General features: G+C 69.9%; 20 protein-coding genes. 9 read left to right on the top strand and 11 right to left on the bottom strand.

Annotated elements, in window-relative coordinates:
* Nucleotides 1-376: 376 nt before the first annotated feature.
* Nucleotides 377-1018 carry a DNA-3-methyladenine glycosylase gene (locus ACZ5U5_RS39435; protein WP_469031422.1) on the bottom strand — a complete coding sequence of 214 codons (642 nt, stop codon included), beginning with the start codon at nt 1016-1018 and terminating at the stop codon, nt 377-379.
* A gap of 160 nt (nt 1019-1178) precedes the next feature.
* On the opposite strand from ACZ5U5_RS39435, the gene ACZ5U5_RS39430 reads away from it, so the two are divergent.
* The 3 genes from ACZ5U5_RS39430 to ACZ5U5_RS39420 all read left to right on the top strand — a co-directional run bounded on the left by ACZ5U5_RS39430 (nt 1179) and on the right by ACZ5U5_RS39420 (nt 3214).
* Nucleotides 1179-1961: a sporulation protein gene (locus ACZ5U5_RS39430; protein ID WP_469031420.1), complete on the top strand. Its 783-nt coding sequence runs from the start codon at nt 1179-1181 to the stop codon at nt 1959-1961.
* 60 nt (nt 1962-2021) lie between these two features.
* The gene (locus ACZ5U5_RS39425; protein ID WP_469031419.1) at nt 2022-2561 is read left to right on the top strand and encodes a YbhB/YbcL family Raf kinase inhibitor-like protein; all 540 of its coding nucleotides are present in this window, start codon (nt 2022-2024) and stop codon (nt 2559-2561) included.
* 146 nt (nt 2562-2707) lie between these two features.
* Nucleotides 2708-3214: an HNH endonuclease gene (locus ACZ5U5_RS39420; RefSeq protein ID WP_469031417.1), complete on the top strand. Its 507-nt coding sequence runs from the start codon at nt 2708-2710 to the stop codon at nt 3212-3214.
* A gap of 29 nt (nt 3215-3243) precedes the next feature.
* On the opposite strand, the gene ACZ5U5_RS39415 is transcribed toward ACZ5U5_RS39420, so the two are convergent.
* The 3 genes from ACZ5U5_RS39415 to ACZ5U5_RS39405 all read right to left on the bottom strand — a co-directional run bounded on the left by ACZ5U5_RS39415 (nt 3244) and on the right by ACZ5U5_RS39405 (nt 5631).
* Nucleotides 3244-4203, bottom strand: coding sequence for an SPFH domain-containing protein (locus tag ACZ5U5_RS39415; protein WP_469031415.1), 960 nt, complete (start codon nt 4201-4203; stop codon nt 3244-3246).
* A 119-nt stretch (nt 4204-4322) separates the two neighbouring features.
* On the bottom strand, nt 4323-4751 hold the full coding sequence (locus ACZ5U5_RS39410; RefSeq protein ID WP_469031414.1) for an NfeD family protein: 429 nt from the start codon (nt 4749-4751) through the stop codon (nt 4323-4325).
* An 82-nt stretch (nt 4752-4833) separates the two neighbouring features.
* On the bottom strand, nt 4834-5631 hold the full coding sequence (locus ACZ5U5_RS39405; protein ID WP_249590766.1) for an ABC transporter ATP-binding protein: 798 nt from the start codon (nt 5629-5631) through the stop codon (nt 4834-4836).
* A gap of 123 nt (nt 5632-5754) precedes the next feature.
* Between ACZ5U5_RS39405 and ACZ5U5_RS39400 the strand changes: the two genes are divergently transcribed.
* The gene (locus ACZ5U5_RS39400) at nt 5755-6537 is read left to right on the top strand and encodes a hypothetical protein (protein WP_469031412.1); all 783 of its coding nucleotides are present in this window, start codon (nt 5755-5757) and stop codon (nt 6535-6537) included.
* Nucleotides 6538-6695: 158 nt separating this feature from the next.
* Here the strand turns inward: ACZ5U5_RS39400 and chpE are convergent, their stop codons facing one another.
* From chpE to ACZ5U5_RS39385, 3 genes are all read right to left on the bottom strand, one after another.
* A complete protein-coding gene (gene chpE / locus ACZ5U5_RS39395) occupies nt 6696-6941 on the bottom strand; it encodes a chaplin ChpE (protein WP_469031411.1) in 246 nt (81 codons plus the stop codon).
* A gap of 170 nt (nt 6942-7111) precedes the next feature.
* Complete coding sequence (locus ACZ5U5_RS39390) at nt 7112-7774, bottom strand: response regulator (RefSeq protein ID WP_469031409.1); 663 nt, start codon at nt 7772-7774, stop codon at nt 7112-7114.
* Complete coding sequence (locus ACZ5U5_RS39385; protein WP_469031408.1) at nt 7767-8912, bottom strand: GAF domain-containing sensor histidine kinase; 1146 nt, start codon at nt 8910-8912, stop codon at nt 7767-7769. The genes ACZ5U5_RS39390 and ACZ5U5_RS39385 overlap by 8 nt, the downstream gene beginning before the upstream one ends.
* A 192-nt stretch (nt 8913-9104) precedes the next feature.
* On the opposite strand from ACZ5U5_RS39385, the gene ACZ5U5_RS39380 reads away from it, so the two are divergent.
* From ACZ5U5_RS39380 to ACZ5U5_RS39370, 3 genes are all read left to right on the top strand, one after another.
* Complete coding sequence (locus ACZ5U5_RS39380; protein WP_469031406.1) at nt 9105-9803, top strand: SDR family NAD(P)-dependent oxidoreductase; 699 nt, start codon at nt 9105-9107, stop codon at nt 9801-9803.
* A complete protein-coding gene (locus ACZ5U5_RS39375) occupies nt 9800-10882 on the top strand; it encodes an S-adenosylmethionine:tRNA ribosyltransferase-isomerase (protein ID WP_469031404.1) in 1083 nt (360 codons plus the stop codon). Before ACZ5U5_RS39380 ends, ACZ5U5_RS39375 begins: the two co-directional genes overlap by 4 nt.
* A 294-nt stretch (nt 10883-11176) precedes the next feature.
* A complete protein-coding gene (locus tag ACZ5U5_RS39370; protein WP_469031403.1) occupies nt 11177-11896 on the top strand; it encodes a transglycosylase SLT domain-containing protein in 720 nt (239 codons plus the stop codon).
* 102 nt (nt 11897-11998) lie between these two features.
* Here ACZ5U5_RS39370 and ACZ5U5_RS39365 read toward each other — a convergent pair whose 3' ends face one another.
* Nucleotides 11999-14602 (bottom strand): ABC transporter ATP-binding protein/permease, encoded by a 2604-nt coding sequence (locus ACZ5U5_RS39365; RefSeq protein WP_469031401.1) that lies wholly within the window; start codon nt 14600-14602, stop codon nt 11999-12001.
* A 264-nt stretch (nt 14603-14866) separates the two neighbouring features.
* On the opposite strand from ACZ5U5_RS39365, the gene ACZ5U5_RS39360 reads away from it, so the two are divergent.
* Nucleotides 14867-16645: a streptophobe family protein gene (locus ACZ5U5_RS39360; protein ID WP_469031400.1), complete on the top strand. Its 1779-nt coding sequence runs from the start codon at nt 14867-14869 to the stop codon at nt 16643-16645.
* A gap of 66 nt (nt 16646-16711) precedes the next feature.
* A complete protein-coding gene (gene serB, locus ACZ5U5_RS39355; protein WP_469031398.1) occupies nt 16712-17926 on the top strand; it encodes a phosphoserine phosphatase SerB in 1215 nt (404 codons plus the stop codon).
* Nucleotides 17927-18014: 88 nt separating this feature from the next.
* Here the strand turns inward: serB and ACZ5U5_RS39350 are convergent, their stop codons facing one another.
* The 3 genes from ACZ5U5_RS39350 to ACZ5U5_RS39340 all read right to left on the bottom strand — a co-directional run bounded on the left by ACZ5U5_RS39350 (nt 18015) and on the right by ACZ5U5_RS39340 (nt 19130).
* The gene (locus tag ACZ5U5_RS39350; RefSeq protein WP_469031397.1) at nt 18015-18533 is read right to left on the bottom strand and encodes a SixA phosphatase family protein; all 519 of its coding nucleotides are present in this window, start codon (nt 18531-18533) and stop codon (nt 18015-18017) included.
* Nucleotides 18534-18621: 88 nt separating this feature from the next.
* Complete coding sequence (locus tag ACZ5U5_RS39345; protein ID WP_469031395.1) at nt 18622-18846, bottom strand: hypothetical protein; 225 nt, start codon at nt 18844-18846, stop codon at nt 18622-18624.
* 167 nt (nt 18847-19013) lie between these two features.
* On the bottom strand, nt 19014-19130 hold the full coding sequence (locus ACZ5U5_RS39340; protein ID WP_263974370.1) for an SGM_5486 family transporter-associated protein: 117 nt from the start codon (nt 19128-19130) through the stop codon (nt 19014-19016).
* Nucleotides 19131-19203 lie beyond the last annotated feature (73 nt).

Genomic DNA, 19203 nt, shown 5'->3' with positions numbered 1-19203 from the left:
TCTCAAGGAACGGACGCTTCCTTTGTACTCACCCTCTCGGGCTTTCCTCCGGGCGCTTCCCTTCGGTGTTTCATTTTGTCTTGCTGTCCTGCGTTCCAAACTCTACCAGATCCGTTTTCCGTTCCGTTTCCGGTTCGGATTTCATTTCCGGTGGCCGTTGGAGGGCCTTTGCCTTTCGGCGTGTTCACTACGTTAGCGGATTCCCTCTGCAACTCATAATCGAGTTCCGCGAGTTCGAATTCCGGCATGCGAGCATGCGAAATGCGCCCCCGCTGAGGGGAAGTCGTAGGTAGTGGTTGGCCGCTCTCGGCTGCTGGCAGATTGCCGTAACCGGGTCAAGCGGCTCGGGCCACATTACGGTTTGCCCAGGGCCGCGTCAAGTTCGGCGGCGTCGGGGCGTATGGGCCCGATAAGGGCTCACCGTCGGGTCGTTGGACGTCCAGAAGCGCCAGGGGTGGACGGCTCCCTCGCCGCCGACTCCCGTACGCGGGCCGTTGCTGACCTGGTCGGGGTCGACCGGAGTGCCCGCGAGGAGAGTGAGGGGGGCGTCCCCGCCCGCGCAGAGGTCGGAGCCGTTCAGGCTGCGGTCCACGTCAAGAGCTGTGGCCAGGCGTGCCGGGCCTTTGGCCAGTTCCCTGTCGTTGCGGGCCGAGAGTCGACGCTTGCGGGCGGTCTCGGCCCCGGCCGTGATCTCCCCGGCCCGCAGCAGGACTCCGCTCGCCTGGCCTTCCGGGCCGCACACCACGTTGAGGCAGTGCCACATGCCGTAGGTGAAGTAGACGTACGCGTATCCGGGCGGACCGAACATCACGCTGTTGCGGGCGGTGGGGCCGCGATAGGCGTGTGACCCCGGGTCGGCATCGCCCGCGTAGGCCTCCACCTCTGTCAGGCGCAGCTCGATCGGACCGTCCGGTGAGCTGCGTACGAGGACGCGGCCAAGCAGATCAGGGGCCACGTCGAGGACAGGGCGTGCGAAGAAGTCATGGGTGAGGGGCGTACGGTCAGGGGCCTCGATCATGGCGTCCGAGCGTACTGGAGACGGTCCGTAGGGGCAGGTGGTCACCTGCCGGGCGGATTGCCGGGGCGAGGACGCGGAACCGGACGTGGGTTCACCGCGTTTGTATGGATCAATGATTCAAGTCGAGTGCAACCACAGGCGGGGCCTGGGGAGGAGAGTCATGGGGTTCAAGAAGCTGCTTGCGAGCCTGGGTGCCGGCGGTGCGTCGGTGGAGACGGTGCTGACCGAGGTCAACGTCGTACCGGGTGGTGTCGTCCAGGGTGAGGTGCGGATCCAGGGCGGGTCCGTGGACCAGGAGATCGAGGGTCTGTCCGTCGGTCTGCAGGCGCGCGTCGAGGTCGAGGGTCAGGACCAGGAGACGAAGCAGGACATCGAGTTCACGAAGCTGCGTCTCGGTGGGGCGTTCACGCTCCAGGCGGGCCAGGTGCACGCGGTGCCGTTCGGGCTCGAGATCCCCTGGGAGACGCCGGTCACCTCGATCGACGGGCAGCAGCTGCGCGGGATGAACATCGGTGTGACCACCGAGCTCGAGATCACGCGGGCCGTGGACTCCACCGACCTGGACCCGGTCAACGTGCACCCGCTGCCGGCGCAGCAGGCCATCCTGGACGCGTTCATCCAGCTGGGCTTCCGCTTCAAGAGTGCGGACATGGAGCGCGGTCACATCCGTGGCACCCGGCAGAAGCTGCCGTTCTACCAGGAGATCGAGTTCTTCCCGCCACAGCAGTACCGCGGCCTCAACCAGGTCGAGTTGAGCTTCGTGGCCGACGACCGCGAGATGGACGTCGTCCTGGAGATGGACAAGAAGCCGGGCCTCTTCAGTGAGGGCAGTGACTCGTTCCGCTCGTTCAAGGTCGGTCTGAACGACTTCCAGGGCACGGACTGGGCGGCGTACCTCAACGAGTGGCTGTCCCAGGTCGGCAGCAAGCGCAACTGGTCCTAGGCTCGGAACGGAAGAGCTGTAGAGCTACCGCCGATCAGGAACCAACCAGGAGGTGCCGACGTGACCGAGCTCAAGAGGCCGCCGCTTCCGCATGACTTCCATCCGCCCGTGCCGTCCTTCACGGTCGTGAGCGAGGACTTCGAACCGGGTGCGGTCCTTAAGGACGCTCAGGTCCAGGCGGCCGGGAACACCTCGCCGCACCTGCGGTGGGAGGGCTTCCCGCCGGAGACCAAGAGCTTCGCCGTGACGTGCTTCGACCCGGACGCGCCCACGGGCAGCGGGTTCTGGCACTGGTCGGTCATCGACATCCCGGTGTCGGTGACTGAGCTGCCGACCGGCGCGGGCAGCGGCAAGTTCGAGGGGCTGCCCGAGGGCGCGATCCAGGTGCGCAACGACTACGGGACGAAGGAGTTCGGGGGCGCGGCGCCGCCTCCCGGCGATCCGGCGCACCGTTATGTGTTCACCGTGTACGCGGTGGACCAGGAGAAGCTCGGGCCGGACTCCGACGCTTCGCCTGCCGTCATCGGATTCAACCTCCGGTTCCACACGGTCGGGCGTGCGCAGGTGCTCGCCGAGTACGCGGCTCCCGCCGGTAGCTGAGCGTTCACTGAACGTTTGCCCGCCCCTGGTCATGGAAGTGATCAGGGGCGGGCATTTTTTATTGCGTTGTCCATCTCGGCGTGCCCGGCCAGAGTTGATCCCAGCCCGCCAGGGGTGGGTCTGTGTGCATACGGGAGGTGGGCGAAATGCGGGACACGCTGGTGCTGAACGCGAGCTTCGAGCCGCTGTCGACGGTGACGCTGAACCGTGCCGTCGTGCTGGTCCTCAGCGACAAGGCCGTCGTCGAACACGCCCACCCCGGACTCCGAGTGCGCGCGGCAGCGGTGGAGATACCGGTGCCTCGGGTGATCAGGCTCTGCAGGTATGTACGGGTGCCTTTCCGAAGACGGGCTCCGTGGTCGCGGCGGGGTGTTCTCGTGCGGGACCAGCACAGGTGCGCGTACTGCGGGAAGCGGGCGACGACCGTGGACCACGTGGTGCCGCGGGCGCAGGGTGGCGGGGACACCTGGATGAACACGGTCGCCTCGTGTGCGATGGACAATCACCGCAAGGCGGCCCGGACGCCTGAGGAGGCCGGGATGCCGTTGCTGCGGCAGCCCTTCGAGCCGACTCCGGCCGACGCGATGCTGCTCGCGCTCGGCCGGGACGAACTGGCTTCGCTGCCCGAGTGGCTGGCTCAGCCCGCGGCCTAGCACCGCACGCCGCGCCCCCTGTCGAGGCCTCAGTCGATCCGCGGCTGTTCGCGGCGCTCGGTGGCGGGGGCGGGGACGCTGCCGGAGGTGCCCGAGCTGCCGGAGCCGCCGCCCAGGGGGCCGAAGTTGCCGAGCGCGCCGCCGAGGCCCTTGAGGGCGTCGCCGATCTCGCTGGGGACGATCCAGAGCTTGTTCGCGTCGCCCTCGGCGATCTTCGGGAGCATCTGGAGGTACTGGTACGAGAGGAGCTTCTGGTCCGCGTCACCGGCGTGGATGGACTCGAAGACCGTACGGATCGCCTGGGCCTCGCCCTCGGCGCGCAGGGCCGCGGCCTTGGCCTCGCCTTCGGCGCGCAGGATCGCGGACTGCTTCTCGCCCTCGGCGCGCAGGATCTCCGACTGCCGTACACCTTCGGCCTGGAGGATCGCGGCGCGCTTGTCGCGGTCGGCGCGCATCTGCTTCTCCATCGAGTCCTGGATGGAGGTCGGCGGCTCGATTGCCTTGAGCTCGACGCGGTTGACGCGGATGCCCCACTTGCCGGTGGCCTCGTCGAGGACGCCGCGCAGTGCCGCGTTGATCTCCTCGCGGGAGGTCAGGGTCCGCTCCAGGTCCATGCCACCGATGATGTTGCGCAGCGTGGTGACGGTGAGCTGCTCGATCGCCTGGATGTAGCTGGCGACCTCGTACGTCGCGGCGCGGGCGTCGGTGACCTGGTAGTAGATGACGGTGTCGATGTTCACCACGAGGTTGTCCTGGGTGATCACCGGCTGGGGCGGGAAGGGGACGACCTGTTCACGGAGGTCGATGCGGTTGCGGATCGAGTCGATGAACGGGACGACGATGTTCAGGCCCGCGTTCAGCGTCCGTGTGTAGCGGCCGAAGCGTTCGACGATCGCCGCGCTGGCTTGCGGGATGACCTGGATCGTCTTGATCAGGGCGATGAAGACCAGCACCACCAGAATGACCAGGACGATGATGATTGGTTGCATCGTTGATCCCCGTACCCCTCTTGCCTCGGTGTTCCCAAAAGATCCGCAGAGCCAGAACGTGGGTCGGCGAAGATCTTGCTGGTCGAGTCTGTCAGACCGCCGCACACCCCGTGGTGGATTCACATGACGACGGCCGTCGCACCGTCGATCTCGACGACATCCACCTCGCGTCCCGCCTCGTAGCTCTGGGCGGTGTCGAGCGCGCGGGCCGACCAGATCTCGCCGGCGAGCTTGATCCGGCCGCCGGAGGCATCGACGCGTTCCAGGACGACGGCTGTCCTGCCCTTCAACGCCTCGACTCCGGTGGCCAGTTCGGGCCGTTGGGCGCGGTGCCGCGCCGCCACGGGGCGTACGACCGCGATGAGCGCGACCGACACCGCGGCGAACACGACGACTTGGAGCACGGTGCCGCCGCCGAGGCCCGCGGTCACGGCGCCCGCGACGGCGCCCACGGAGAGCATGCCGAACTCCGGCATCGCGGTCAGTACGAGCGGGATTCCGAGCGCGGCGGCGCCGATCAGCCACCACACCCATGCGTCGATGTCCACGTGGTCATGGTAGGACCGCGGGCCCTTCTCGCACAGGGCACGTGATCTACCGGCCGGAGCGGGCCCGGCCGTTCGCGCCGTCTCAGCCGAGCGGGAGACCCTGTGCGCTCCAGCGCTCGCCGCGCTCCTCGACCACCAAGGGCAGTCCGAAGCACAGGGAGAGGTTGCGCGAGGTCAGTTCGAGCTCCAGCGGGCCCGCGGCCATGATCTTGCCCTGGCGGATCATGAGGACGTGGGTGAAGCCGGGGGCGATCTCCTCGACGTGGTGCGTCACCATGATCATCGAGGGGGCGATCGGGTCGCGGGCCAGGCGGCCGAGGCGGCGTACGAGGTCCTCGCGGCCGCCGAGGTCGAGGCCCGCGGCGGGCTCGTCCAGGAGGAGCAGCTCGGGGTCGGTCATCAGGGCGCGCGCGATCAGGGTGCGCTTGCGCTCGCCCTCGGAGAGGGTGCCGAACTTGCGGTCCAGGTAGTCGGTCATGCCGAGGCGGTCGAGGAAGGCGCGGGCGCGCTGCTCGTCGACGTCCTCGTAGTCCTCGTGCCAGCCGGCGGTCATGCCGTACGCGGCCGTGAGCACCGTCTGGAGGACGGTCTGGCCCTTGGGCAGCTTCTCGGCCATCGCGATTCCGGCGACGCCGATGCGCGGGCGGAGCTCGAAGACGTCGGTGCCGGGCTTGCCCAGGGTCTCGCCGAGGATGGTGGCGGTGCCGGTGCTCGGGTAGAGGTAGCTGGACGCGACGTTCAGGAGGGTGGTCTTTCCCGCGCCGTTCGGTCCGAGGATGACCCAGCGCTCACCCTCCTTGACCGACCAGGAGACCTGGTCCACCAGAGCCCGGCCCTCGCGGACCACGGATACGTCCTCCAGCTCCAGTACATCGCTCATGAGCGCGTTGTCTCCCATTGCAGTCTCGGCTGTCGCTTGCGTCTGTGGACGCAGTCCCCTGGGAGAAAACCTACGCCACCGGTCGAGCGCTCCAGTCCTTAGCCCGGTCCTTAGGCTGTACGCATGCTCTCGGAACCACGCTCAGGACGCTTGGCAGCATGGGGAAATGCCCTACTTGCCGGACTTGTCTCGCCGGATGACGCGGTGCACGCGATGGTCGGTGACGACGCCGTGCACCGAGTCGAAGATCTCCCCGGCGAGTCGGGGCCCGTCGGTCTCACGCTCGCCCTGGGACGATTGCGCACCCTCGGGGCGACCGGGCTCCGGGTCGCGCTGCCCGCGCCGGGCCATCCGCTCGGCCTGAGCGGCCCGCCCGCGTTCAACGCCCGCGCCCTGGACGCGCAGGAGGCCGTCGTCGCCTTCGGGGCGCCGTACGGCCTGGTGCCCGAGGTGACCGAGGCGGGGCCCGATGGCGACGTACACGTGGAGGTCCTGTGGCACTGTCTGCCCGTGCGGGAGGGGCCGCCCGCCGATGTGCCCTCGCTGGGAGAGGCGGAGCGCGAGCTCGCCGAGGCCCTGCGGGATGCCACGGAGGTGCTCTCGCGGCTGGACGTCGCGGGCTCGGGGCCGGTCGCCGAGGCCGCGGTGGACGCCTACCGGGCGCGGGCCGAGCGCGGGCGCGAGGCTCTGGCCCCCGGATATCCGCCGCGTGCCGTACGGGTGTTGGAGCTGGCCCAGCGGGTGGGCCTGCTGATCTCGGTGGCGTACGAGAACGGCCACGGCGGGGCCGTGAGCGCCTCGGAGATGGCGGCGCGGGGGGCGGCGTTGCGTCCGGTCGAACGGACGGCTCGGCGGGCGCAGGTGGCTGCGTACAACGCGTACGTGGAGGAGCGGGAGCGGGGCTGAGCCCCGCTGCCCGGGGGCGGCCGTAGCTCCGGGCACGTTTGTTCTGAGGAGACTGGCGACTGCGGCACCGTCGTGGCTGGTCGCGCAGTTCCCCGCGCCCCTTTGGGGCGCAGTCCGCGGCCCCGGGGCTTGCCCGGGGACCGCGGCTTCGGGGTGCGTCAGTGGTTGACGCCGAGGTTTCCGAAGGCGGGGTTGAGGGCGCCGATGACCGACACGGTGTTGCCCACGGCGTTCACGGGGATGTGCACCGGAGCCTGGACGAGGTTGCCCGAGCCGACGCCCGGCGACTTCACGGCCTTGCCGCCCGCATGCGCACCGTCCGTGGCGGAGGCGAGACCGGCACCGGCGACGACGAGGCCACCCGCCACCATCGTGACAGCAGCGGCCTTCTTCAGGTTCTTCACTTCTGGACCCTCCTAGCGATCGCTGCGGCCAGCCGCCGCAGCACGCACTGAAGAACGGCCGGGCGGCTCACAGGTTGCGCCAATCGGGGGACATTGACACGACGGTATGAATCTCAGACCGGAACGCATCCATCCGTTCCGCCGGTTGACGGGGTACGCAGAAACGTTAATCAGCCGGTCACACCATGTCGTACGGCCCACAGGGCGGCCTGGGTGCGGTCGGCGAGGTCCAGTTTCATCAGGATGTTCGAGACGTGGGTCTTGACGGTCTTCTCGGAGAGGACGAGGGCGCGCGCGATCTCGCGGTTCGAGCGGCCGTCGGCGATGAGCCCGAGGACCTCGCGCTCCCGCTCGGTGAGCGAACCGCCCCTCCCCTGCCCGGTGTTGGCCTCCTCCTGGGACAGCAGCGCGCCCGCCACCTCGGGCTGCAGCAGCACGTGCCCCGCGTGCACGGACCGGATGGCGCCCGCCAGGGCCTCCGGGTCGACGTCCTTGTAGACATACCCGGCGGCGCCCGCGCGCAGGGCCGGGACGACCGTGCGCTGCTCGGTGAAGCTGGTGACGATGAGCACGCGCGCGGGGTTGGCGAGTTCGCGGAGCTTGCGCAGCGCCTCGACCCCGTCCATGCCCGGCATCTTGACGTCCATGAGGACGACGTCCGGCTTCAACTTCTCGGCCTGTTCGACCCCTTCGGCGCCGTCCGACGCCTCCCCCACGACCTCGATGTCGTCCTGCACCTCGAGGAACGTACGCAGACCGCGGCGGACCACCTGGTGGTCGTCGACCAGCAGCACCCGGATCCCCGTCTTCGTCTTGAACACGGCGTCAGCCACCGGGAACCTCCATCTCGATCGTCGTGCCCTTGCCGGGCTCCGATTCCACCGTCAGCCGTCCGCCGACCCCGCCGGCCCTGTCCCGCATCGAGACCAGGCCCAAGTGCCGCCCCGCGCGCCGGATCACGCGCGGGTCGAAGCCGCTGCCGTCGTCCGTGACGCGCAGCACGGCTCCGGCGCCGCGTCGCACCAGGGTCACGCAGACGTGTTCCGCGCCGGAGTGGCGCAGGGCATTGTGCAGCGCTTCCTGGGCGACGCGCAGCATCGCTTCCTCCTGGGCCGCGGGCAGGGCGCGGACCGCGCGGCTCTCGAAGGTGACCGCGGCGGAGTGCGCGCGGTCAAGGACCTGCGTGTGGGTGCGCAGGGTGGCCACCAGGCCGTCCTCGTCCAGGGCGGCGGGGCGCAACTCCACTACGGCGGCGCGCAGTTCGTCCGCCGCCTCGGCCGCGAGGGCGGCCACCTGCTGGAGTTCGCCCTTGGCGCGCGAGGGGTCGCGGTCCACCAGGGCGGCCGCGGCCTGGGCGGTCAGGCGCAGCGAGAACAGCTTCTGGCTGACGGCGTCGTGCAGTTCGTGGGCGAGGCGCGAGCGCTCCTCGGCGATGGTCAGCTCGCGGCTGCGCTCGTAGAGGCGGGCGTTCGTGAGGGCGATCGCTGCGTGCTGGGCGAGGATCGACAGAAGTTCTTCGTCGTCGGCTGTGAAGCCGCAACCGCCGGATGGCTTGGGGCAGTTCTTGTTGGCGAGGAAGAGGGCGCCGAGCGTCTCGTCCCCGTACCGGATCGGCAGGCCGAGGAAGTCGGACATGTCCGGGTGGGCGGACGGCCAGCCCTCGAAGCGGGGGTCCTTGCGCACGTCGGCGAGGCGCTCGGGCTCGGCCTTGTGCAGCATCGCGGCGAGGATGCCGTGCTGGCGGGGCAGCGGGCCGATGGCGCGCCACTGCTCGTCGCTGACGCCGTCGACGACGAACTGGGCGAACCCTCCGTGGTCGTCCGGGACGCCGAGCGCCGCATACTCCGCGTCGAGCAGTTCGCGGGCCGAGGCGACGATCGTCTTCAGGACGTCGCGCACCTCCAGTTGGCTGCTCATGGCGAGAAGCGCGGAGCTCACCGCGTTCAGGCCGGACCGGGGACCTTGGCTCATGGCCTCACCGTACCGGCGGGGTGTGACAGTGCGTATCGGACCTGTGATGGCCGTCGCCTAGGGCTGTCGGCGTAGGCCCAAGGGCCCTGAGATGTTGCGGCCGGCGCACGAGGCGCCGGGAGCGGTGCCGTTCCTACCGTGAGGTCATCCGCTGGAGAAGCGGCCGCAGGGTGACCCGAGGGGACGGATGTCATGCCGGTAGCGATCATCACGGGGGCTTCGAAGGGGCTGGGGCGCGCGCTGGCGGCGGGGCTCGCCGAGCGGGGCTGGGGTCTGGTGCTCGACGCGAGGACGGCCGTCGCGCTCGATGCGGCCGCCCGCGATCTGGCGGGGCGCGGCGCGCGCGTGGAGGCCGTCGCCGGGGATGTCACGGACGCCGGGCACCGGGCGGATCTGGTGGCCGCGGCGCGCAGCCTCGGCGGTCTCGATCTGCTGGTGAACAACGCGAGCGCGCTGGGCGCGGAGCCTCTCGTGCGGCTCGACGAGCTCACGCCCGATGGGCTGCGGCTGGCTCTGGAGACCAATGTGGTGGCGGCGCTGGGGCTGATCCGCGAGGCGCTGCCCCTGTTGCGGGCCTCGGGGGCGGGGGCGGTGGTCGATGTCAGCTCCGACGCGGCCGTGGAGGCGTACGAGACGTGGGGCGGGTACGGGGCGTCCAAGGCCGCTCTTGATCATCTCTCGGCGGTCCTCGCCGTGGAGGAGCCGGGGATCAGGGTGTGGGCGGTCGATCCCGGTGACATGCGGACCGATCTCTACCAGGCGGCTGTCCCTCTCGACGACGCCTCGGGGCGGCCGTCACCCGAGACGGTGGTGCCCGCCTTCCTGCGGCTGCTCGACGAGCGGCCGGCGAGCGGGCGGTACGCCGCCCCCTCCCTGCTGGACGCGCGATGACGCTGGCCGTGCGGGTGCCGGACGAGTTGTCGGCGCGCGTCCCCGCCGAGCAGCGCGGGCCGGGGCTCGGCAGGGACGCGGTGCGGCTGCTCCTGTCACGCGGGACGGAGGTCTCGCACCACGCGTTCGCCGACCTGCCCGCGCTGCTGCGGGCCGGGGACCTGCTGATCGTGAACACCTCACCGACGCTGCCCGCGGCGGTCGACGGAACCGTCGGGCACGCGCGCGTAGTGGTGCATTTCTCGACGCGGGGCGACGACGGACGGTGGGCCGTCGAGTTGCGGGAGCCGGACGACAGGGGCACCACACGCGCGCGGGCGGGCGGGCCCGCGGATTCAGTCGTGCGGCTCCCCGGTGGCGTACGCCTGGTCGTCGAGGAACCACTGGCCCCGGGGAGCGGACGGCTGTGGTGGGCCCAGGTGGCGGCCGACGTGCCGTCGCTGCTGCGGCGGCACGGGCGCCCCATCCGTTACTCCTATACGGAGAGGGACCAGCCTCTCTCCGCGCATCAGACCGTGTTCGCGCTGCCGTCGGCCGATGGGGCGGGCAGTGCGGAGATGCCGAGTGCGGCCCGGCCCTTCACCGCGGACCTGGTGGCCCGCCTGGTGAGCCGGGGTGTGCAGTTCGCGCCGGTCACCCTGCATACGGGGGTGGCGTCCCCCGAGGCGCACGAACCGCCGTATCCCGAGCTCTTCGAGGTGCCCGGGGCGTCGGCGCGGCTGATCAACGCCGCCAGAGTGGGCGGCGGGCTCGTCATCGCGGTCGGTACGACGGCCGTGCGTGCCGTCGAGTCGGCCGCGGGCCCGGACGGGGTGGTCCGGGCGGCAGCGGGCCGTACGGAGCTCGTGGTGACTCCCGAGCGGGGCGTGCGCGTGGTGGACGGGCTGCTGACGGGGCTGCACGAGCCGCAGGCCTCGCATCTGCTGATGCTGGAGGCGATCGCGGGCCGGGCCGCCGTGGACCGGGGTTATACGGAGGCCGTACGCCGTCTCTACCTGTGGCACGAGTTCGGCGACGTACATCTCCTACTTCCGGAGGAGTTTCCTCACGCAGCGAATTGCGACGGCAACTGCCGGTGAGGTTGTTACGTGTCCGATGTGAGCCCGCGCATAGGACGCGCATCACGTACGAAGGTCCCTAGTTGACGGGAAAGTCCTTTATGCGCACGGGTTGCAATGCCATAAATGCGTACACCGCGCCCCCTGATCCACTATCCGGCTTCGTACGTCACTGCTTTGCCACAGAATTTTGCGGCCGCTAAGAATTGCATCCGTCGCTCGGCGCCGCGGTCTCGCACCGCGGCGTTTGTGCCGGAGAAGCACATGTCCCCGCCGGCCGGAGCGACCTCCGCGATTTGAAGAGGTCCCTCACCCATGTCCAAGTTCAGCACCCCTGGTCATAGTCGCCCCGCGCCGACCAAGACCCAGAAGTTCGCCATCGCCGGTGTCGCCACGCTCGGCGCCGCCGCCCTCGCGTTCTCCCTCGTGCCGGGCAGCGCCGATGCCGGAACCGAGACCCGGAGCATCGAGGCCGCCCCGGTGGCCTTCAAGCAGAACGCCGAGGCCCAGCAGGCGGTCGAGGCCGGTGTCATCAAGCAGCACACCGCCGTCAACAAGCAGGCCAAGGACGCCGCTGCCGCGAAGGCGAAGGCCGAGGCCGACGCCGCCGCGAAGAAGCGGGCCGCAGAGCAGGCCGCGGCCAAGAAGAAGGCCGAGGACGAGCGCAAGGCCAAGGAAGCCGCGAGCCGTGCCGCCGCGCGCAAGCCGGTCTACGCCAACAACCTCGACGGCTGGATCCGCCAGTCCCTGGACATCATGAAGTCCAAGGGCATCCCCGGCTCCTACGAGGGCCTGCACCGCAACATCATCCGTGAGTCCGCGGGCGACCCGAACGCCAAGAACGGCTGGGACATCAACGCCATCAACGGCACCCCGTCCGTCGGCCTGCTCCAGGTCATCCAGCCGACGTTCGACGCGTACCACGTCCAGGGCACGTCCACGAACATCTACGACCCGGTCGCCAACATCACGGCCGCGGCCAACTACGCGGCCGACCGCTACGGCTCGATGGACAACGTGAACAGCGCCTACTGAGCCTGATCTCCTGATCAACGGACCTCTTCACCGAGGCTCTGCAGACGCCGAAGGGCGGCACCCCCTGGGGGTGCCGCCCTTCTCGTCGCTCTCGAGGGTCCGCTACTTGCGCATGACCTCAGGCTCGTGGCGGCGCAGCAGCCGTGCGACCGCGAAGCCGCAGGCGATGCCGATCAGGAGCAGGATCGTGATGTTCATGCCCCACTGCCCTGCCGAGTGCTCCCACAGCGGGTCGAGGTCGCCCGGCTTCTTCGGGTCCCACGGCGGCATGAGGTGCGCGAGGTCCAGCGTGGCGCCCGCACCGGCGATGGCCCAGCGCGACGGCATCAGCCAGGCGAACTGCTCGAGGCCCGGCGAGCCGTAGACCTGGAAGAGCACGCCGGTGAAGACGACCTGGACGATCGCGAACATCACCAGGAGCGGCATGGTCTTCTCGGAGGTCTTCACCAGCGAGGAGATGACCAGGCCGAACATCATCGAGGTGAAGCCCAGGGCGATGATGACCAGGCAGATCTCGACGGCCGGGGGCATGATCAGGCCCTCTTCCGGCATGTCGCGGGTGGCGAAGCCGATGCCGCAGATGATGACGCCCTGCAGGGCCGTGATCACTCCGAGGACGATGACCTTGGACATCAGGTACGCCGAGCGGGAAAGGCCGGTGGCCCGCTCCCGTTCGTAGATGACCCGTTCCTTGATCAGCTCTCGTACGGAGTTGGCCGCGCCCGAGAAGCACATGCCGACCGCGAGGATCAACATGATCGTGCCGGCGTCGCCGTTGAACTTCGACGGCGGATTGGGGGGCGCGAGGCCGAAGTCGGCGGGGATGACGACGCTGACGATGCCGAGGACCGCGGGCAGGATCACCATCAGACCCATGAAGCCCTTGTCGGACGCGATCACCGAGGTGTAGCGGCGGATCAGGGTCCACAGCTGTGAGCCCCAGCCCTGCGGCTTGGGCGGTCTGATCGCCTGCGGGGGTGGCATGTGTACCGACTGGGCGGCCACGGCGTCGATGTCGGCGGCGTACATCTGGTAGTGCTGCGAGCCCTTCCAGCGGCCCGCCCAGTCGTAGTCGCGGTAGTTCTCGAACGCCGAGAAGACGTCCGCCCACGTCTGGTAGCCGAAGAAGTTGAGCGCTTCCTCCGGCGGACCGAAGTACGCGACCGAGCCGCCCGGCGCCATCACCAGGAGCTTGTCGCAGATCGCCAGCTCGGCGACCGAGTGCGTGACGACCAGGACCGTACGGCCGTCGTCGGCGAGGCCGCGCAGGAGCTGCATGACGTCGCGGTCCATGCCCGGGTCGAGGCCGGAGGTGGGCTCGTCCAGGAAGATCAGCGACGGCTTGGTGAGGAGCTCCAGGGCCACCGACACACGCTTGCGTTGGCCACCGGAGAGGGAGGTGACCTTCTTCTCCTTGTGGATGTCCAGCTTGAGCTCGCGCAGGACCTCGCCGATGCGCTGCTCGCGCTCCTGCTCGCTGGTGTCCGAGGGGAAGCGCAGCTTGGCGGCGTACTTGAGGGCCTTCTTGACGGTCAGTTCCTTGTGCAGGATGTCGTCCTGCGGGACCAGACCGATGCGCTGGCGCAGCTCGGCGAACTGCTTGTAGAGGTTCCGGTTGTCGTAGAGGACGTCACCCTTGTTGGCGGGCCGGTAACCGGTGAGCGCCTTGAGCAGGGTGGACTTTCCGGAGCCCGAGGGGCCGATGACCGCGATGAGCGACTTCTCCGGGACGCCGAAGGAGACATCCTTGAGGATGTCCTTGCCGCCGTCGACCGTCACCGTCAGGTGGCGGGCGGAGAAGGAGATCTCACCGGTGTCGACGAACTCCTCGAGCCGGTCGCCGACGAGCCGGAACGTCGAGTGGCCGACGCTGACGATGTCGTTCGGCCCGATGAGGGCCGTGCCCGACTTCGCGACCGGCTGGCCGTTGATGTACGTGCCGTTGTGCGAGCCGAGGTCGTGGATCTCGAAGCGGCCGTCCGGAGTGGCCGTGAACTCGGCGTGGTGCCGCGAGACCTGGAGGTCGGAGACGACCAGCTCGTTCTCCAGGGCGCGGCCGATGCGCATCTTGCGGCCGAGCGAGAGCTGGTGGAACGTCGTCGGGCTGCGGTCACCGTAGACCGGCGGGGCCCCCGCGACACCGCCGGAACCCGCGCCGGGGCCCTGCTGCTGCGGGACCTGTGGCTGCTGTGGCTGCTGTGGCTGCTGGTGCTGAGCGGCCTGCTGAGGCTGCGGCCAGCCCTGCTGCTGGGGCATCTGCTGCTGCGCCGGGTACTGCTGCTGGGATGCCTTGGCTGCCCAGCCGGGCCCGCCCTGCTGCTGCGCGTGGTGCTGCGGTGCCTGGTGTTGCGGCGCCTGATGGGCCGGTGCCTGCTGGGCCGCCTGCTGCGGTGCGGACACGGCGGCGCCCGAGGCGCTACCGGACACATTCAGCCGCGGACCGTCGGTCGCGTTGCCGAGGTTCACGGCCGAGCCGGGGCCGATTTCCATCTGGTGGATCCGCTGGCCCTGCACGAAGGTGCCATTGGTGCTGCCGTGGTCCTCGATGACCCAACTGCGGCCGCTCCAGCTGATGGTGGCGTGACGCCAGGACACCCTGGCGTCGTCAAGCGCGAGATCCCCCTGCGGATCACGTCCGAGGGTGTACGACCTGGACGGATCGAGCGTCCAGGTCCTTCCATTCAATTCCAGTACGAGTTCCGGCACTCCAGCCCCACTGAGTTGTCCCCCGAGCTAGCCCCCGTCATGGGGAGTCTAGGGATGTCGAACATCGGGAGGAACTATTTCAGGCGGAGGCCTCTGACCGAAAGTCGGGCCTTGTGAAGACTGCGTACGGGCCTGCGCGACCGTCCCGTTGACGGGGCAGAAACCGCGCCGGAGAGTAGTAACCAGCCATGAGTGCATACGGATCATGAGCATTGCGCACATCCCGCACGAATCGGGCGGCGCGGCGCGAGTCGGGGGGTCCAGATGGAGACCGGCGGGAAGCGGACCGAAGGCCGGGGCGTGCGGTGGGGCGATGTGCTGCTCTCCGCGATTGCCGCCGTGAGCTGGGCTCTTGTCGGGATGGCCGGTACGGCGGCGCTCGGCCTTCATCTTCTCGGCGCGGACTCGGTGGGGTCTCTGGGGCCGATGACGGCTGCCGTGGTCGCGCTCGGCGCGGGTGGCTCGGTCACCCCGTCCGGTGACGTGTCGGCTTTCGGGCTCGACGGCGCCGAGGCGACCACCGCGATCGATGTCGCGCCACTGGGCGTCGGGCTCGCGGGTGCGGTTCTCCTTGCGTATTTTTTCCTACGTTCCTTGCGCGGGGCGGGAGTTGTGATCAGTCCGGCCGAACTGGCCGCCCGCGCGGGTGCGGTGATCGTCCTCTTTCTCGCGATGCTCGGGGGGCTCGCGTGGGCGGGTCACGACATCATCACGATCGACGGCGAGCAGCTGGGGATCGACAAGGGCATCGAGGAGGGCGTCGACCAGCTCCCCGATGACATCACGGACAAACTTCCCGACGGGCTCGGCGACATCGGCGGTCTGCTGCCCGACCGGCTCGGCGATCTCGCACAGGCGAAGGCAGCGGTGGGTTTCACCGTGGACACGGGTCCGACGCTGCTCGCTGGCGCGGTGTGGGTGATCGGCGTCCTGGTGATCGCGCTGCTCGCCTCGCGTCGTACGCCGCTGCCGTGCGGGTGGGACGCCGTGCACCGCGTGGTGCGGCCCGCCGCGTCCGCGCTGGTCACGGTGGCGCTCGTGGCGGTGCTCGCCGGGCTCGCGGCGGCGCTGTACGCGATGATCGGCGACGCCCACCCCAAGCGCATCGCGGGCGCCGCGCTCCTGGGGGCGCCGAACGGGGTGTGGCTCGGGGTGCCGGTCGGGCTCTTCGTGCCGTGGGACGGCGAGGCGACGGGCGAGCTGGCGAAGCTCCTGCCGGATCCGATGGACGACCTCCTTGCGGGTTCGGGCGCCGCGGGGAACGAGGCGGTGACGCTGGGGCGGCTCGCGGAACTCGACAGCAGGGTCTGGCTCCTCGGGGTCGCGGCGGCGCTGATGATCCTGTTCGCCGGGGTGCTCACCGCGGTCCGCACTCCTTACTTACGTGGTGAGACGGGCGCCCTGCGGTTCGCCGGGCAGTGCGCGGTGCGGCTCGGCGTGCTGACGGCGCTCGCGCTGCCGTTGATGGTGTGGCTCACGGGGGTGTCCGCGGACGCCTCGCTGTCGGTGCTCGGCTTCGACGCGTTCGGGGCGGGGATCGAGCTGCACGGTCAGCTGGGGATGGCGTTCCTGCTGGGTGCGGTGTGGGGTGCCGGTGCGGGGGCGGTGGGGGCGTTGCTCGCCGCGGCCAGTGGGGCCGCGGGGGGCAGGGTTTCGCCGCTGGCCCTTGCGGGGGGTGCGGGTGGGGCTCCGCTTGGGGTGGCGTCTTCGGCTGAGGTGGCGGCTGGGGCGGGTGGTGCGGCTGGGGCTGGGGTCCCTGGGGCTGGTGTTCCTGGGGCCGGGGTCTCTGGGGCTGGGGTCCCTGGGGCTGCCGGGCCGTACAGTCCCGGTGCGCCCTTCCGGCCCTCGAACCCCGACACCAATCCCTACCTCCGGCCGCCACGTGATGTGTCCGGGTCGCCGACGGTCATCGGACCGGTCGCTCCGCCTCCGCAGCCGAAGCCGCGGCCCCGCTCATCGGGCAACGGCGACTGGCCGCCGCCTCCCCCTCCGCCGCCTCCGCCGCCGGGGCCTCGGGGAGGCCGGGACGGTCGGGGGCGGTAGGCCAGGTGTCCGCCAAGCGGACCGGCGGCACGTCGCCGTGGGGTGCCGGATACCGTGGGCCTCACCATGAGCGCTTCGCAGCCCCCGCAGCCCGCCGATGTCCCCACGCTCCTCGTCAAGATCTTCGGCAAGGACCGTCCCGGAATCACCGCAGGCCTCTTCGACACCCTCGCCGCCTACTCCGTCGACGTCGTCGACATCGAGCAGGTCGTCACCCGTGGCCGCATAGTGCTGTGCGCGCTCGTGACCGAGCCGCCGGCCGGCCTGGAGGGCGACCTGCGGTCCACCGTGCACAGCTGGGCCGACTCCCTGAAGATGCAGGCCGAGATCATCTCGGGCATCGGTGACAACCGCCCGCGTGGCCTCGGCCGCTCCCATGTCACCGTGCTCGGTCACCCGCTGACCGCCGAGTCGACCGCCGCCATCGCCGCCAGCATCACCGCGACCGGCGGCAACATCGACCGCATCTTCCGGCTCGCCAAGTACCCCGTCACCGCAGTGGAGTTCGCCGTCTCCGGCGCGGAGACCGAGCCGCTGCGCACCGCCCTCGCCCTGGAGGCCGCGAGGCTCGGCGTGGACGTGGCCGTCGTCGCCGCGGGCCTGCACCGTCGCGCCCAGCGGCTCATCGTGATGGACGTGGACTCGACCCTCATCCAGGACGAGGTGATCGAGCTCTTCGCGGCCCACGCGGGCTGCGAGGACAAGGTCGCCGAGGTGACCGAGGCCGCGATGCGCGGCGAACTGGACTTCGAGCAGTCCCTGCACGCCCGCGTGGAGCTCCTCGCCGGGCTCGACGCCTCGGTCGTCGACAAGGTCCGCGCCGAGGTCCGCCTCACCCCCGGCGCCCGTACCCTCATCCGCACGCTCAAGCGCCTCGGCTATCAAGTGGGCGTCGTGTCGGGCGGGTTCACCCAGGTGACCGATGATCTGAAGGAACGTCTCGGCCTCGACTTCGCCCAGGCCAACACCCTGGAGATCGTCGACGGCAAGCTCACCGGCAAGGTGACCGGAGAGATCGTGGACCGCGCGCACAAGGCCAGGCTGCTGCGCCGCTTCGCCGACGAGGCCGGGGTCCCGCTGGAGCAGACCGTCGCGATCGGCGACGGCGCCAACGACCTCGACATGCTGAACGCGGCTGGGCTCGGTGTCGCCTTCAACGCCAAGCCGGTCGTCCGGGAGGCCGCGCACACCGCGGTGAACGTGCCCTTCCTCGACACCGTCCTCTACCTCCTCGGTGTCACCCGTGAAGAGGTCGAGGCGGCGGACACGCACACCGACTGAGGCTGCCGACGGCCTTTTCGTGGCGCCCTACACCGATGGCCCCCGTACCGATGCGGTACCGGGGCCATCGGTGTATGTGCGTCAGGGGTCAGTCGGAGGGCGCCCAGTAGTCGGCGAGGGTACCGACGCCCGGCTCCAGGGCCTTCCATGAGCCGGAGTACGTCAGGACGGCGAAAGCCGCGGTCGGGAAGCCGCGACGATCCATCCGCGTACGGGAGTCGCCCTCGGCCTTGCCCGCGAGGATGTCGGCGAGCCCCTGCACTCCGGGGTTGTGGCCGATCAGCACGACGTTCTGTACGTCGTCCGGGGTTTCGTTGAGCACGGCGATCAGCTCGCCCGGAGAGGCTTCGTACAGCCGCTCCTCGTAGACGGTCTTGGGCCTGTGCGGCAGTTCGTGGACGGCGAGCTTCCATGTCTCGCGGGTCCTGGCGGCGGTCGAGCAGAGGGCCAGGTCGAGAGGGATGCCGCTGTCGGCGAGTTTGCGCCCTGCGACGGGGGCATCCTTGCGGCCGCGCTCCGCGAGGGGCCGCTCATGGTCGGACACCTGCGGCCAGTCGGCCTTCGCATGCCGGAATAGGATAATCCTGCGGGGTTCTGCGACGCTCATGCGTCCCAGCTTCGCATGAAACCTGCCAGCGGGCGCAGGGAGTTGGTGTGCTCCCCCGCGACGGGTGACGGCGTCCGGCCGGGGCAGGTCACGGGGCCGTACGGAACACGGTCTCCTGGATGCGTTCGAGCACATGCGTGACCACCGGCTCGCCGCTCGCCGCGTGTGCGTCGGCGGGGTTCAGTATCAGCAGGAGCAGGGCCGCGAAGGCGATGGCGGGGAGGGCGACGGCCCACCACGGAAGCTGGATCTCGACACTCGCGGAGTCCTTCGGGGCTCCCGGGTGGCGCCGAGTGTGCGAGCGGGCCGACATGGCGCCTCCGTGACTTCGAGTCCTGCGTGCCGCGTCCTCGCGGGCACAACTCGAAGGTACGGATTCAGCGACCCTCAGCACATCCGGTGATCCACCCACTTGACCCTGACACTGGCCCCCTAGGGGATGGTGGTGCTAGCCCCACCATCGGCCCCGCCGGGGTCAGTTCACGGCGAGGCGATGGAGGCGATGATGCCGATGATCACGGTGATGGCCAGCATCGCTCCGAGCACGAGGAGCAGCTTCTTCTGGCCGTTCTGGGGGTTCGGGTCGAGCACTGGCATGGGGAGAGTCTCGCACCCTTTGTCCGAGGGGTCGCCGTCGGGGGTCCGAGGAGCCTTCACCGAGAGTCCAGGG

Source organism: Streptomyces sp. NPDC033177, from assembly GCF_055577715.1.
The sequence above is the reverse complement of the archived record's forward strand: the minus strand, read 5'-3'. Positions and strand labels throughout refer to the sequence as shown.

Bases quoted from the DNA above. Each gene is read 5' to 3' on its own strand.
- ACZ5U5_RS39360 (WP_469031400.1), top strand. From the start codon at position 14,867: ATGGAGACCGGCGGGAAGCGGACCGAAGGCCGGGGCGTGCGGTGGGGC.
- ACZ5U5_RS39420 (WP_469031417.1), top strand. From the start codon at position 2,708: ATGCGGGACACGCTGGTGCTGAACGCGAGCTTCGAGCCGCTGTCGACG.
- ACZ5U5_RS39435 (WP_469031422.1), bottom strand. From the start codon at position 1,018: ATGATCGAGGCCCCTGACCGTACGCCCCTCACCCATGACTTCTTCGCA.
- ACZ5U5_RS39430 (WP_469031420.1), top strand. From the start codon at position 1,179: ATGGGGTTCAAGAAGCTGCTTGCGAGCCTGGGTGCCGGCGGTGCGTCG.
- ACZ5U5_RS39345 (WP_469031395.1), bottom strand. From the start codon at position 18,846: ATGTCGGCCCGCTCGCACACTCGGCGCCACCCGGGAGCCCCGAAGGAC.
- ACZ5U5_RS39385 (WP_469031408.1), bottom strand. From the start codon at position 8,912: ATGAGCCAAGGTCCCCGGTCCGGCCTGAACGCGGTGAGCTCCGCGCTT.
- ACZ5U5_RS39400 (WP_469031412.1), top strand. From the start codon at position 5,755: ATGCTCTCGGAACCACGCTCAGGACGCTTGGCAGCATGGGGAAATGCC.
- serB (WP_469031398.1), top strand. From the start codon at position 16,712: ATGAGCGCTTCGCAGCCCCCGCAGCCCGCCGATGTCCCCACGCTCCTC.
- ACZ5U5_RS39375 (WP_469031404.1), top strand. From the start codon at position 9,800: ATGACGCTGGCCGTGCGGGTGCCGGACGAGTTGTCGGCGCGCGTCCCC.
- ACZ5U5_RS39415 (WP_469031415.1), bottom strand. From the start codon at position 4,203: ATGCAACCAATCATCATCGTCCTGGTCATTCTGGTGGTGCTGGTCTTC.
- ACZ5U5_RS39370 (WP_469031403.1), top strand. From the start codon at position 11,177: ATGTCCAAGTTCAGCACCCCTGGTCATAGTCGCCCCGCGCCGACCAAG.
- ACZ5U5_RS39350 (WP_469031397.1), bottom strand. From the start codon at position 18,533: ATGAGCGTCGCAGAACCCCGCAGGATTATCCTATTCCGGCATGCGAAG.
- ACZ5U5_RS39380 (WP_469031406.1), top strand. From the start codon at position 9,105: ATGCCGGTAGCGATCATCACGGGGGCTTCGAAGGGGCTGGGGCGCGCG.
- ACZ5U5_RS39340 (WP_263974370.1), bottom strand. From the start codon at position 19,130: ATGCCAGTGCTCGACCCGAACCCCCAGAACGGCCAGAAGAAGCTGCTC.
- ACZ5U5_RS39405 (WP_249590766.1), bottom strand. From the start codon at position 5,631: ATGAGCGATGTACTGGAGCTGGAGGACGTATCCGTGGTCCGCGAGGGC.